The sequence below is a fragment of the Desulfobulbus oralis genome (assembly GCF_002952055.1).
GTDB classification, from domain to species: domain Bacteria; phylum Desulfobacterota; class Desulfobulbia; order Desulfobulbales; family Desulfobulbaceae; genus Desulfobulbus; species Desulfobulbus oralis.
The window spans coordinates 2,079,716-2,094,005 of record NZ_CP021255.1 but is presented as its reverse complement, the minus strand read 5'-3'; the positions used below and the strand labels follow the sequence as shown (position 1 = coordinate 2,094,005).

At 61.1% G+C, this 14,290-nt stretch carries 11 protein-coding genes; 8 read left to right on the top strand and 3 right to left on the bottom strand.

The window, feature by feature from the left end; translation table 11 throughout:
• Positions 1-10: 10 nt before the first annotated feature.
• Genes CAY53_RS09280 through CAY53_RS09270 form a run of 3 tightly spaced genes read right to left on the bottom strand, consistent with a single transcriptional unit; the run spans position 11 to position 3,704 of the window.
• Positions 11-640 carry an arylesterase gene (locus CAY53_RS09280; protein ID WP_219842658.1) on the bottom strand — a complete coding sequence of 210 codons (630 nt, stop codon included), beginning with the start codon at positions 638-640 and terminating at the stop codon, positions 11-13.
• Positions 641-651: 11 nt separating this feature from the next.
• Positions 652-1,959, bottom strand: coding sequence for a histone deacetylase family protein (locus tag CAY53_RS09275; protein ID WP_104936872.1), 1,308 nt, complete (start codon positions 1,957-1,959; stop codon positions 652-654).
• Positions 1,956-3,704, bottom strand: a complete 1,749-nt coding sequence (locus tag CAY53_RS09270) for a hydantoinase/oxoprolinase family protein (RefSeq protein WP_245874794.1) — start codon at positions 3,702-3,704, stop codon at positions 1,956-1,958. The genes CAY53_RS09275 and CAY53_RS09270 overlap by 4 nt, the downstream gene beginning before the upstream one ends.
• 423 nt (positions 3,705-4,127) lie before the next feature.
• Between CAY53_RS09270 and leuA the strand changes: the two genes are divergently transcribed.
• From leuA to purB, 8 genes are all read left to right on the top strand, one after another.
• Complete coding sequence (gene leuA, locus CAY53_RS09265; protein WP_104937521.1) at positions 4,128-5,837, top strand: 2-isopropylmalate synthase; 1,710 nt, start codon at positions 4,128-4,130, stop codon at positions 5,835-5,837.
• 9 nt (positions 5,838-5,846) lie between these two features.
• Positions 5,847-6,323: a CreA family protein gene (locus CAY53_RS09260; RefSeq protein ID WP_104937520.1), complete on the top strand. Its 477-nt coding sequence runs from the start codon at positions 5,847-5,849 to the stop codon at positions 6,321-6,323.
• A gap of 485 nt (positions 6,324-6,808) precedes the next feature.
• Positions 6,809-8,050 (top strand): aspartate kinase, encoded by a 1,242-nt coding sequence (locus CAY53_RS09255; protein WP_104936871.1) that lies wholly within the window; start codon positions 6,809-6,811, stop codon positions 8,048-8,050.
• 3 nt (positions 8,051-8,053) lie between these two features.
• Positions 8,054-9,670, top strand: coding sequence for a citramalate synthase (cimA, locus tag CAY53_RS09250; protein ID WP_104936870.1), 1,617 nt, complete (start codon positions 8,054-8,056; stop codon positions 9,668-9,670).
• Positions 9,633-10,058, top strand: coding sequence for a ComEA family DNA-binding protein (locus CAY53_RS09245; RefSeq protein WP_104936869.1), 426 nt, complete (start codon positions 9,633-9,635; stop codon positions 10,056-10,058). Before cimA ends, CAY53_RS09245 begins: the two co-directional genes overlap by 38 nt.
• On the top strand, positions 10,055-10,990 hold the full coding sequence (miaA, locus tag CAY53_RS09240; RefSeq protein ID WP_104936868.1) for a tRNA (adenosine(37)-N6)-dimethylallyltransferase MiaA: 936 nt from the start codon (positions 10,055-10,057) through the stop codon (positions 10,988-10,990). The genes CAY53_RS09245 and miaA overlap by 4 nt, the downstream gene beginning before the upstream one ends.
• Positions 10,991-10,994: 4 nt before the next feature.
• A complete protein-coding gene (gene recJ, locus CAY53_RS09235; protein ID WP_104936867.1) occupies positions 10,995-12,773 on the top strand; it encodes a single-stranded-DNA-specific exonuclease RecJ in 1,779 nt (592 codons plus the stop codon).
• A gap of 57 nt (positions 12,774-12,830) precedes the next feature.
• Positions 12,831-14,279: an adenylosuccinate lyase gene (gene purB, locus CAY53_RS09230; RefSeq protein ID WP_104936866.1), complete on the top strand. Its 1,449-nt coding sequence runs from the start codon at positions 12,831-12,833 to the stop codon at positions 14,277-14,279.
• The last annotated feature ends 11 nt before the right edge of the window (positions 14,280-14,290 follow it).

Here is a 14,290-nt window from a genome sequence, read left to right as displayed (position 1 = left end):
TTCTTACATCTTACTTGATGGCTCCGTGCTTTCGCAGCGCCTGGGCGATGGCTTCGGCCATGTGGTAGTAGCCGTCGGCATTGGGGTGGATCTGGTCGGATTTTAGCGACCTTTGGCGCTCGATCCTGGCCAGAATTTTTGCCTCCAAAGGCAGCCCCAGTTCTTTGGCCAGTTCGGCATAGAGTGGCGGCGCTTTGACCGCAAAGCTCGGCTCCGGTACGGCTATCAGCATAACCGCAATACCCCGGCTCTGCGCCAGACCCACCATGGCCCGCAGATTGCTGCGCAGCTCTTCATGACTCAGGTGGCGCAGCATATCGTTGCCGCCGTGGCAGAGCAGGAGCAGCGCCGGCTGAACTTCATCCAGCACGCCGGGCAGCCGCTGCAGACCCTGAGCGCTGATTTCGCCCGGAATGCCGGCATTCACCACCCGGCGTTCCACCAGCCTGGCCAGTACGGCCGGGTAACTCTGCCCGGGCTGCGCACCGGTGCCAAAGGTGAGACTGTCGCCAAAAGCCAGAATCACGGTATCCGCAGCCAAAGGCGGCAGAGACGGCTGTCTGGAGCAGGCAAGGCAGAGGAGCAGAAAAAAGCCGGCCAACAGCGCGGCAATGCACGACATCGGCAGTTTTTTGTTCATTGTCAGGACCTTCATTGCTGGCGGTATGTGTACACCTGATTTTTGTGGTCCATCAACTGTGCAGAGCCAAAGCCATCGTTTTTCCGCTGAAACAGGGCCAGGGCCTCGCTCTCGCACCTGTGGCAGGCGTTTTCGGGAATCTCCACGCCAAGGCAGGGGCCACTGCGGCTGCTCGCGCTGCGTATTATGCGGCAGCCTGGACAGTTGCTGCAGTCCCTCAGCTCTTCCCTCTGCACTTCGCTCACATCGTCCGTGTCGTAGTAGATGCGCCGTTCTCTGATAAAAAAGCCCTGTTCTCTGATGCAATCCTGTGGCTCAGGACTGAAGTAGGTCTTTTTGGCCAGCTCGCAGAGATAGTCGATGGCCAGCATCAGATTCCTACTTTCCTCATAGCGACCGGGCAGATAATCCGGCTCGCGCACCGCCGAATAATCGCAACCCGCCATGGCCAGGGCAATGCCCAGATTCACGTAGGGCAGCGCGCTCTTGATGGCATAACCGCCTTCCAGCACCGCAATGTCCGGTTTCAGGAGCGCAGTCAGCCGCGCATAACCCTGGGCGGAAAAATTCATGTTGGTAATGGGATCGGAATAGTGGTTGTCCTGGCCCGCCGAATTGATGAGCAGCTCCGGCTTGAAATCCTCCAGAATAGGCAGCACCGCCTGTTCAATGACCTGCAGATAGCCGGTGTCGCCGGTCAGCGGCGGCAGGGGAATGTTGATGGTGCGCCCCCGGGCCTTCGGGCCGCCATCCTCGTGGGGGAAGCCGCTGCCCGGATACAGGGTACGGCCGTCCTGATGCAGGGAGATGAACAGTGTGTCCGGGTCATGCCAGAAGATGTCCTGGGTGCCGTCACCGTGGTGGCAGTCGGTGTCTACAATGGCAATGCGCTTCAGGCCGTAATGCCGGCGCAGCCAGGCCAGCATCACGGCCTCGTTGTTGATGTTGCAGAAGCCACGGTTGGCGTGCACCACTTTCATGGCGTGATGGCCGGGCGGCCGCACCAGAGCGAAGGCCCGTTCGCTCTGCCGCTCCAGAACCAACTGGGCTGCGCGCATGGCGCCGCCGGCCGAAATGCGGTGAGATTCGCTGCACACCGCGGCAAGATTCGGGAAGCAGAAATGGGTGCGCAGGATGTCCTGGTCCGTGGCGCGCAGGGGCCGGTGCTCGCTGATGCCGGCAATGTCGAAAAGCCCCTCTTCCCGAAACTGATCCTGGGTGTAGAGCAGGCGTTCTTCCCGCTCGGGGTGAGTGGGCGAAATGGCCCAGTCATAGGCCGGAAAAAAAACAATACCAAGCGTGTGGGCTGCCTGCATCATGGGCGCACCTCGTTTTCCCGACACGTTGCCGGGACTTCGGCCTGGCCCAGCACCGCGGGTTTGACCTGCACGCGCACCCGCATGTTCTGGCCGCTGGTGTAACAGTCTTCCACCATGTTGAAGGCATCGGCCTGCACGAGCTGCATGTCGTCAGGCTCAAGAGCCATACCGCTCTCCTCCATGCTGGCCTGCAAGAGCCTTTTGGCCTCGGCGACGGCATCCTGCAGGGTGAAATTCCGGTCGATATGGCGGACCACGCCGGCAGCCGTGGCCAGCAGGGTGCGTCGGGCCGTGTTCGCGTGCAGTTCCAGAATGCCGGTGGGCCGGCAGAGCGCCGCCCCAATGGCATTGGTGATGCCGGCCAGTTGCGGACACAGCACCGGCAGACCGGTTTGTTCCTCCAGCAGGGGGCGGAAGACTGCTGCCGGCCCGCCGATGAGCACCAGCTTTTTGGGGGCGATGCGGCGCTCGGTCAGGATTTCTTGGATAGTGTAGAGCGGCTTGCTGTTGACCTCTTCGATGAGCGCCAAAAGCGCCCTGTGGATGGTCTGGGCGGCACAGTCCAGGGCGGCTTGGGCCAGGGTTTCAGCCGGCATGCCGCACGAGGCGGCCAGCCGGAGGAGACCGGCTTTGGAGGCGGCCACATCGCCATACCGGGCCCGGCCCAGCAGGTTGCAGGCATCCATGACCGCAGGCTCCCGGCCGCCGGTCGCCATGCAGGGGCCAGAGCGCTCCGGGCCGCAACTGACCCGGCCCTTTTCCACGTGAATGGCCGAGTCGCCGCCCAGCCCGATGGATTGCACGCGCAGGGCCCGCACCAGTGTGGGCCGGCCGGCAAGGGCAATGCCCTCACGCTCCAAAAGCGGCTGGCCATCTGCCAGGAGCGCCAGATCTGTCGTGGTGCCGCCAATGTCCAAAAGGGCCACATCCTCATGCTGGGGCAGGGTGGCCAATGCGCCCATGACCGAGGCGGCCGGGCCGGACAGTATGGACTGCACCGGCATGTCCAGTGCGCGGGCAAGCGGCAGGGTGCCGCCGTCGGCCTTGAGGATATGCACGCCGGCCTGCTCCAGACCGAAGTCCTTCAGGCTCTGCCCCAGGGCCCCGGCAAAATTCCGGGCAATGTCGCTGACAGCGGCATTGAAATAGGCGGTGCCGATGCGACGGCCGAAGTTCAGGCTGCCGGAGAGCTGGTGGCCGCAGCTCAGGACATGCCCGGCTCCATAGGCCTGCACAGCCGCTGCCATCTGCACTTCGTGAACCGGGTTTCTGGGTGAAAATTTGCTCACCACCGCATAGTGGCGGATGCCTGCCTGCCGGCATTCGGCAAGCGCTGCCGCAAGTTCATCCCTGTCCAGCGCCGCGGTTTCCAGACCCACATGGTTCAGGCTGCCCCGGATCTGGTGAAACTGCGGGCCGATACGATAATGTTCGGCGGCAATGCCCGGCCCGCCGCTCACCAGAAGGGCGACCGCCGCAATCCGGCCCGTGACAATGGCATTGGTGGTCAAGGTGGTGCTGAGCTTGACGGCAGCCACCTCGGCTGCGTTCCGACCTTCCAGCAGTCGTGCCAGCAGCGCCCGGATGGAAACCAGCAGGTCCTCATGACAGGTGCCCACCTTGGAGGCAGCCAGGATCCGCGTGCCGGCTGCCAGCACCCCGTCGCTGTGGGTGCCGCCAATGTCGATGCCAATGCACAGGGATTGCCTGGCACCGCCTTTGCGCCGATCTGTCGTTCCCGCCATGGACCCCTCCGAAACCTTGCCCGGTCTACTGCACCATACCACGAAAGCGGGCTGCTGTCCCGCCGCATCATCAGACCGGCAACACCTTGAGCTCCTTGTGTCCAGGCCAGCCCTGCACGCGGGACAAAGGCTGTCTGGAATTGCCGCCCGCCTCACGCCGCCATGGCCTTTGTCTTTCATCTTGACAAAGCCGGCCGCTTGCGTGATTATCTGGCCATCCAACTGCATAAAAGGCAAGAATCATGCATACGCTTTCCCTGCTCCTCCTTCTCGACCGACTGCGCAGCCTGACTGTGGCGGAAAGGGGAGCTGTGTTCTGATTGACAGTACTGCGTTTTGACCCAGAAGCCACGGTTCCCGGAAAGACCGTGGCTTTTTTTATTGGCATGGCCGGTTCTGGCCGGCTTTTTCAGGGAGTTTGACATGCGAGCGGAAAAAATCAGAAAGTACCGGCCCTATCCCACGGTTGACCTGCCGGACCGCGCCTGGCCCGGCAGGACCATCACCACCGCGCCCGCCTGGTGCAGCGTAGACCTGCGCGACGGCAATCAGGCGCTCATCCAGCCCATGAATCTCGACGAGAAGCTGGAGATGTTCCAGTTGCTGCTGGACATTGGTTTTAAGGAAATCGAGGTTGGCTTTCCCGCTGCCGCCAAGGTGGAGTACGATTTTCTGCGCCTCCTGATAGAAGAGCGGCGGATTCCCGAAGGCGTGATGCCCCAGGTGCTCACCCAGGCCAGGGAGCACCTGATTCGCCGCACCTTCGACTCCATTGCCGGCGCCAGGGCGGCAGTCGTGCATCTCTACAATTCCACTTCGACTCTGCAGCGCGAGGTGGTGTTCAGAAAGGGTAAAAAGGAAATCATCGACCTGGCGGTGTACGGCGCCAGGCTCGTGCAACAGCAGGCCAGGGACAGCGACGTGCAGGTGCACTACGAGTACTCGCCGGAAAGCTTCACCGGCACCGAGCTGGACTATGCGCTGGAAATCTGCGAGGCGGTGCTGGACGTGTGGCAGCCTACGCAGGAAAATCCGGTCATCATCAATCTGCCGGCCACCGTGGAGATGTCCACGCCGAATGTGTATGCCGACCGCATCGAGTGGTTCTGCCGCCACCTGAAAGATCGGGGCCGGGTCATCATGAGCCTGCATGCCCACAACGACCGTGGCGAGGCTGTGGCTGCCACCGAACTGGCCCTCATGGCCGGGGCCGACCGGGTTGAGGGCACGCTGTTCGGCAATGGCGAGCGCACCGGCAATGTGGATATCCTGACCCTGGCGCTCAACATGGCCACCCAGGGCGTTGATCCAGGGCTGGACTTTTCCGACATCAACCACGTGATCGAGGTGTACGAGCGCTGTACCCGGCTGCAGGTGCCGCCGCGCCATCCCTATGCGGGCGAGCTGGTTTACACGGCCTTCTCCGGCTCGCACCAGGATGCCATCAACAAGGGCATGACTGCCCACGAGCACAGTGAAAGCGGCCTGTGGGCAGTGCCGTATCTGCCTGTTGATCCTCAGGATCTGGGCCGCACCTACGAGTCCATCATCCGCATCAACAGCCAGTCCGGCAAGGGCGGTGCGGCCTACATCATGGAGCGCGAATTCGGCTTCAGGCTGCCCAAAGACATGCATCCTGAATTTGGCCGCATTGTCCAGGCCGCAACCGATGCGAGCGGCCTGGAACTGAGCCCCGCGATGCTCTACAGTATCTTCGAGCAAAACTATCTGAGCGTCAGAAATGCCGCAACCGGCTATTGCCTCAAAGCCTTTGAGGTGCTGAAGCGCCACATCGACCACAGTGAAAAGGATTCCCTTGCGGAGATTGCGGCGGTTCTGGCCTGGGGCGGCAAAGAGCGCCGCATTCAGGCCGAGGGCAACGGCCCGCTGGATGCCTTCTGCTCGGCGCTTCACGAAAACCTGCACCTGGACTTCACCCTGCATTCCTACCACGAGCATGCGCTAACCCGGGGCAGTTCTTCCAAAGCGGTGAGCTATATAGAAATCACTGCTGGAGATGGCAGCAGCTATTGGGGGGCGGCTGTGCATTCGGACATTATCGTAGCATCAATCAAGGCACTGCTCAGTGCCATCAATCGTTCCAGGGCGGCGGAAGCCGGGGAGGAGGCATAAATGAAGAGGATGGGTACATTGCTGTTGGGACTGGCGGCCGGCGCATTGGTGGCCACTACGGCTGCGGCCGAGGAAATCGGCGAGGCGCGCACCACCTTCAAAATGCTGGGTGCGAATGACAAGATCGTTATCGAAGCCTTTGACGATCCGGACATTCCGGGCGCGACCTGCTACATCAGCCGTGCCAAAACCGGCGGCGTCAAGGGTTCGCTCGGCATGGCGGAAGACTCGGCCGACGCCTCCATCTCCTGTCATCAGACCGGCCCTATTGTCCTGCCCGCTGATGTGGCTTCTGGCAAGGAAGACGGGACCTCGGTATTCAGAAAATCCACCTCGCTCCTGTTCAAAAAATTGCAGGTGCGGCGCTATTACGACAAAAAGCGCAACACGCTCGTGTATATGAGTTACAGCATCAAAATCATCGAAGGTTTTCCCAAAAACTCCATTTCCGCCATTCCGCTCCAGATCCCCGGAGCAAAGCCCTGAGCAGGGGAGGGGGCTCGCATGCTGGGTTTTTGTGCTTTGCCGGAGGCAGATTGCGCTGGTGGCCGGTTTGTTGTTTCAGGCTTTCTTCCGCGTTGCCGGCCTAGGAGGGGGTGAAAGCGGTCCCGGCACCAGCGGCCTCCTTTTGCCGGTGGGCCCTGTGCCGGCCGCTTGGCCGGCGCAGGCAGGAAATGGACCTCCATTGCCCGCGCTGGCATGGCTTTACCGGGCACAGACGGGGCTAGTCTCAGGTAAGAGGCCGCTGCCTGATGGCCCCGGAAGGCGGCCTGTTGCAGCCCTGTCCCGGCTTTGCTGCAACGGCCTTGCCGGCTGGCTGCACCCGGCTTGCAGAAATCAGTTTGCAAATTCACATTTTCCTTCTATTGTGTGGCATTTGACTGTTGTTGCTGCGCCGGCGGATTTTGCTCGCTCGCTTTTTCTGGTCATGCCGCAAAGGGTATGGCTGTCACCGGGATCAAAAACATACTATGGCCCTCATTGTACAGAAATTCGGCGGCACGTCGGTAGGCTCCATCGAAAAGATCAGGGCGGTTGCAGAGCGTGTGCTCAAAGAGCGGCAGGCGGGCCACCGCATGATCGTGGTGCTTTCCGCCATGGCCGGCGAAACGGACCGGCTTATCGGGCTGGCCCGGCAGATGCAGCACATCCCCGACCCCAGGGAACTGGATATGCTGGTCTCCACCGGGGAGCAGGTCAGCATCGCCCTCTTTGCCATGGCCGTGAAAGGCGCCGGCTATGACGCCGTGTCGCTTCTGGGCGATCAGGTGGCCATCCATACCGACCAGATGCACACAAGAGCCCGCATCGACTCCATTGACGCGGACCGCATCAACAGGTATCTCGACCAGGGCAAAATTGTGACGGTCGCGGGCTTTCAGGGCGTGAGCGATAACGGAGACATTACAACCCTGGGCCGTGGCGGCTCGGATACCACGGCAGTGGCGCTGGCCGCGGCCCTGCACGCCGATGCCTGCGAGATCTTTACCGACGTGGCGGGTGTTTTTACCACCGACCCGGGCATTTACGACAAGGCTCGCAAAATCGACTACATCAGCTACGAGGAGATGCTCGAGCTGGCGAGCCTGGGCGCCAAGGTGCTGGATATCCGTGCGGTGAGCATGGCCAAGCGCTTCAAGGTGCCGGTGCATGTTCGCTCAACCTTTGGCAATACCATCGGCACCTGGGTGGTGGACGAGGAGAAAATTATGGAATCCATGCTGGTTTCAGGCATTACCTACAGCAAAAAAGAAGCACGCATCACGGTGAAAAAGGTACCGGACCAGCCGGGCATCGCGGCCAAGGTGTTTTTGCCGATTTCCGATGCCGGCATTCTGGTGGACATGATCATCCAGAACGCCCATGAGGGCGGCCTGACCGACATGACCTTCACGGTGCCCAAGGCCGACTATGAGCGCGCCATGGAGATCCTGCACAAGGTGGCCAGAGAAATCCAGGCCCAGACCGTGACCGGCGACCAGGAAATCGCCAAGATCTCCATTGTGGGACTGGGCATGCGCAACCATGCGGGCATTGCCTCCACCATGTTCCAGATCATGTCCAGGGAGGGCATCAACATGATGATGGTCTCCACCTCGGAGATCAAGGTCTCGGTGGTCATCGCGGAAAAATACACGGAACTGGCCGTGCGCGCGCTGCACGACGCCTTTGCCCTGGACAAGGAAAATCTGCCCCAAGAGGAAGTGGACTGAGGCATGGCCGAGAGCATCATTATCTATGACACCACCCTGCGTGATGGCACCCAGGCGGAAAATTTCAACATTTCGCTGGAAGACAAGATAAAGATCTGCCGGGAGCTGGACAGCTTCGGTATCGATTACATCGAAGGCGGCTGGCCCGGCGCCAACCCGCTCTCCACCGAGTTCTTCGTGCGCATGCAGGACATGACCCTGCGCCACGCAAAGCTTGCGGCCTTTGGCTCGACGCGGCATGTCAGCAATCCGCCGGAAAAGGACGCCAACCTGCTGGCCCTTCTGGCCGCCAAAACGCCGGCAGTGACCATCTTCGGGAAAAGCTGGGACATCCACGTGACCGAGGCGCTGCGCATCACTTTAGAACAAAACCTCGAAATTATTCAGGATTCCCTGGCCTTTCTGCGCCAGCGGGTCGAGCATCTCTTCTACGACGCCGAACACTTCTTCGACGGTTTCAAGGCCAACCGGGACTACGCCCTGGCCAGCATTGACCGGGCCGTACAGGGGGGCGCCGAGCTGATCTGCCTCTGTGAAACCAACGGCGGCACCCTGCCAAACGAGCTGGTGGACATAATCCATCAGGTGCAGCGGCACTTTGCGGAGCAGGGGCGGCAGGTCGCTTTGGGCATTCATGCCCACAACGACGCCGAATGCGCGGTTGCCAACTCGATCATGGCCGTGCAGGCCGGCGCCCTGATGGTGCAGGGCACCATCAACGGTTACGGTGAACGCTGTGGCAACGCCAACCTGACCTCCATCATTCCGGCTCTGGAGCTGAAGCTCGGGCTGCATTGCAATGCCGGCTCCCGGCTGCACCAGCTCTATGTCACAACCCGGCTCATCAACGAGCTGGCGAATCTGCCCCACAATCGCTACCAGCCCTATGTGGGCGACTCGGCCTTTGCCCACAAGGGCGGCATTCATGTGAGTGCGGTGCAGCGCAACCCGCTGACCTACGAGCATATCGACCCCGAACGGGTGGGCAACGAACGCCGGATCCTGATCTCCGATCAGTCGGGCCGCGCCAATATCCTGCTGAAAGCCGAGCGCTTTGGCCTGCAGTTGCAGCCGGAGGATCCGCTCATGGCCTCCATTGTTGCGGACCTGAAAAACATGGAAACCCAAGGCTATCAGTATGAAGCCGCAGAGGCGAGTTTCGAGCTTTTGATGCGGCGGGCCCTGGGGCTGCGCCGCAAGTTCTTCAATCTGGAAGCCTTCAGCGTCTCCGATCGCAAGTACAGCATGAACAAGGAACCGCTCACCGAGGCCACCATCCGCCTGACCGTGGGCGATACCGAAGCCCATACCGCAGCCATGGGCGATGGCCCGGTCAACGCGATGGACCTGGCCCTGCGCAAGGCCCTGACCCGTTTTTACCCCAGCCTGCAGAACATGAAACTGGTGGACTACAAGGTTCGGGTGCTGAACGGCCAGAACGGCACCGGCGCCAGGGTGCGGGTTCTGATCGAGAGCAGCGACGAAACCGGCCGCTCCTGGGGGACGGTGGGGGTGTCCTGCAATGTCATCGAGGCGAGCTGGCAGGCCCTGGTGGACAGTATCAACTTCAAGCTCATGAAGGATGAACAGCAGGGCATGCTGCCGCGATCAGCCGCCTGAGGCAGAGGAAGGGCCGATCATCCGCAACTGGCGGCAGCGCGGATTCTGGCTGATCCTCTTCGTTCTGCTCATACTTGGGTCCGATCTGCTCCCCGGAAAGGATGTCCGAAACGATCTCCTTCAGCCGCAGATTGTACCAGCCGGCGGCTTGCAGGTCTGCGCTGCGCCGCCTGCCTATGCAGCCTTTTACAACCAGCCCCTGGACATCAACCTCGCAAGCACCCAGGAGCTTGCCCTGCTGCCCGGCATCGGGCCTGTGCTGGCCGGCCGTATCGTGGCGGCGCGGGAGGCAAACGGTCCTTTTGCGAGTCCGGAAGCCTTGCTCCAGGTTGCGGGCATCGGCAGCCAGACCCTCGCCGCCCTGAAACCCCATATCTGTACCCAATGAGTCCAGTGCTCGTTCTGGTCGGCCCGACCGCTGTCGGCAAAACCGCGCTTTCCCTGGAACTGGCCGAAAGCTTTGGCTGTGAAATCATCTCCATGGACTCCATGCAGGTGTACCGCCACATGGATATCGGCACGGCCAAGGCCACAGCCGCCGAGCGGGTGCGGGTGCGGCACCACCTGATCGATATTGCGGACCCGGACGAGCAGTACAATGCAGCCCGCTTTGTGACCGATGCCCGGGCCGCCATGGCAGATATGCGGCGGCGCGGCAAAATGCCCTTGATCACCGGCGGCACGGGACTGTATTTGAAGGCCCTGAATCACGGGCTCTTTGCAGCCGTCCCGATTCCGGCCGCGATCCGGGATGGCCTCCGGCTCAGGCTGGCGGAAGAGGGCAGGGCGGCTTTATTCCGGGAACTGGCCGACTGTGATCCGGAAAGTGCCGCCCGCATTCACCCAAACGACACCCAGCGGATCCTGCGCGGGCTCGAGGTGTTTCAGGCGAGTGGCCGGCCCTGGTCGGAATATTTGCGACGACAAGAACAGGATGAGCGGCTGGCCGGAACGCCGCAGCTCCTTTTGGGCTTGCGCTGCGAACGCAGCCGGCTCTACGAGCGCATTCGGCTGCGCACCGAAAAAATGATGCAGCCGCCCTTTCGCGCCGAGGTGGAAAATCTTCTGGCCATGGGTTACGATGCCAGTCTGCCGTCCATGCAGGCCCTGGGCTACCGCCACATGATCCGGCACATTGAGGGCGAATGGCCGCTGGAGACGGCCTGCGCGGCGCTTGTGACCGACACCCGTCGCTACGCCAAGCGGCAGCTCACCTGGTTTCGCAGCGAGGCGGCCATGCACTGGTTTGACCGGGACGAAGGCGAAGCCATTTTCCGACTGGTCGCGCGTTTTGTACACGAGAATCCCTTATCTTCCTGATTGTATGGGTTATTCGTATGTTCCGCTGACAGCCGAAGACAAGGCTGCTGCCGCGCTGCTGGCCCGGCGCCTGCAGCTTTCCCCTGTGCTCGTGGAAATTTTGTACCGACGCGGCCTGACCGGGGAGGCAGAGCTGAGAGCCTTTCTGTACCCCCGGCTGGACAGCTTGCCCGATCCCTTCAGCATGGCTGGCATGGCCGAGGCCGTACAGGTGCTGGTGCAGGCCAGGGCAGAACAGCGGCCCGTGTATATTCACGGCGACTATGATGTGGACGGCATTACCGCCACGAGCCTGTTGCAGGGCTTTTTCGCTGCGGCTGGCATCCGCTCCTTCTGGTATATCCCCAGGCGCACGGAAGAGCAGTACGGGCTTTCCGAAAAGTCGCTGGCGAAACTGCTGCGCGGTGTGCAGCCGCAGGAAAAGCCGGTGCTGATTACCGTGGACTGCGGCATATCCTCGATGGCAGAGGTGCGGCTGGCCAAAGAGCGCTTTGGCTGTGCGAGTGTCATTATCACCGACCACCACCTGCCCGGCCCCGAACTGCCGGATGCCACAGCCATCATCAATCCAAAGCTGTCGGGTTGCGGTTTCCCGTTTCCGCATCTGGCGGGTGTAGGCGTGGCCTTTCTCTTTGTCCACGCCCTGAGGCGGGCCCTGGTGGAAAGGCATATGCTCAGCCGTGAGCATATGCCGAACCTGAAACATTGCCTTGATCTCGTGGCTCTGGGCACGATCGCCGATGTGGTGCCCCTGGTGGGACTCAACCGCACACTGGTCAGGGCTGGACTGGAGGTACTGGCCGCCCGTCAGCGGGACGGGGTGGCAGCGCTGGCGGCCAGCGCCCGGGTGATGACCGCCGCCATCACCGCCGAAGATGTGGCTTTCCGGCTGGCGCCGCGCATCAACGCCTGCGGCCGGCTCGGCCAGCCGGAACTTGGCGTTCAACTGTTTCTGGCCCAGGATGCGCGGGAGGCCAGGCGTCTGGTTCATGACATGGAAGCACTGAATACCAGGCGCAAGGAACTGGAACAGGCCATCATGCCGGCCATCGCCCGGGCCTGCGAGGAGCAGGTCCAGAAGGGCAGGGCGGCGCTCGCCATCTATAATCCGGACTGCCATCCGGGTATTCTGGGCATTCTCGCGTCGCGGATGGTGGATCGTTTTGGGCTGCCGGTCATTCTGTTTACCGATGACCATCAGGCGAGTGGTGCGGAGCAACAAGGAAAAATCCTCAAAGGTTCGGGCCGTTCGGTCATGGGCGTCAATCTCCATGAAACCCTGACCGACTGTCAGGAAGTGATCGAGCAGTTCGGCGGTCATCCCATGGCGGCCGGGCTGACCGTCGCGCTGGCGCAGCTTGACGAATTTTCGAATCTTTTTCATAAAAGTGTGCTGCAGCAGATGGCCAGGCCTGCCGCAAACCAGGCAAGAGATACGCCGGTTGACTACCAGGTCGAAACAGGTTCTTTTTTCGAGGATGATTTTCTGCAAACCATGTTGCTCATGGAGCCCTGCGGTGAAGGCAATCCGGAGCCGCTTTTCCTGATGCCGGCCGGACCGCTCAGTCAGGTCCGCACGGTCGGCAATCACGAGCATCTGGTTTTTCAGATAGAAACCTGCGGCCGCACCGTATCCGGCGTTGGCTTCAATCTGGCCAGACAGTACGCAGAGTTCCCCGGCAACGAAGCAGCTCTGATCTTCAAGCTGAAGCAGCGTTATGTGCGTGGCCGGGAGCATCCGCAAATGCAGGTCATTGAACTCTTGCACGAATCAGGGCAATGAGCTGGATACGCCATCATTTGTTTATCATAATATACATTATGCGACATCAAGTATAACATGGAACGCAACCGGGACATTTATCAGGAACCTTTGGTTTCCCGCTACACCAGCCGGGAAATGCAGCGCCTTTTTTCCGAACGCTACAAATTCACCCACTGGCGCCAATGCTGGATAGCCTTGGCCGAGGCCCAGCACGAAATGGGCCTCACGGCAGTGAGCGCCGAAATGGTCGCCCAGATGAAAGCGCATGCGGACGACATCAACTTCGAGGTCGCCGAGACCAAGGAAAAGGAAATTCGCCATGATGTCATGGCGCATGTCTTTGCCTATGGTCAGCAGTGTCCGCTTGCCGAGCCCATTATCCACCTGGGGGCAACCTCTCAGTTCGTGGTCTGCAACACGGATTTGATGGTCCAGCGTGAGGCCATGCAACTGATCCGTGCGGCGCTGCTCAGGGCTATAGCGAATCTTGCAGCCTTTGCCCGAAAATACGCTGGCTTGCCGACACTGGGCTACACCCATTACCAGGCGGCCCAACCGGTGACCGTAGGCAAGCGCACGACCCTGTATATTCAGGATCTGCTGATGGATCTGGATGCCATAGAACACTGGCAGCATCAGCTCAAGGCGCGCGGCGTCAAGGGCACGGTCGGCACCCAGGCGACCTTTCTTGAGCTCTTTGCCGGCGACCATGAGAAGGTGCGCGAGCTGGACCGCCGGGTCGCCGTCAAGCTGGGCTTTGAGCAGAGTTTTGCCGTCACCGGCCAGACCTATCCGCGCAAGTGGGACATGAAAACCGCGGAAACCCTGGCCGGAATCGGTGTCTCGGCGCATAAGTTTGCGGTGGATCTGCGGCTTCTGGCCAACCTCAAGGTGCAGGAAGAACCCTTTGAGAGCAAGCAGGTCGGCAGCTCCGCCATGGCCTACAAGCGTAACCCCATGCGAGCCGAGCGTACCTGCGGTCTTGCCCGCAAGCTGATGAATCTGCCCGTCAACTTTGCGGCCACGGCCGGCAGCCAGTGGTTCGAGCGCACCCTGGATGATTCGGCCATCCGGCGCATGGATATTGCCCAGGCCTTTTTGCTGGCCGACGCAGTGCTTCGACTCTACATCAACATCAGCGACCACATGGTGGTCTATCCCAAGCAGATCGAGCGCCACCTGCAGGAAGAGCTGCCCTTCATGGCGACCGAGAAAATCCTCATGGCCTGCGTGGCACGTGGCGAAAGCCGGCAGACCATGCATGAACTCATTCGCGAACACTCGGTGGCCGCAGCGCGCGAGGTCAAGCAGAACGGCAGAGACAACGATCTGCTGCAGCGTTTGGGCGAAGACGAACGCGTGCCCTTTACCACGGCTGAACTGAAGAAACTCCTGACAGACTACATAAGCTTTACCGGCCGGGCCGAGGCGCAGACCCACGAGTTCCTGGATGAGATCGTCGCACCGGTCCTGCAGACCCACGCCGGCGAGTTCGAGCACAGGGATGTGACCCTGGAGGTGTAAGTCTGCCGCGA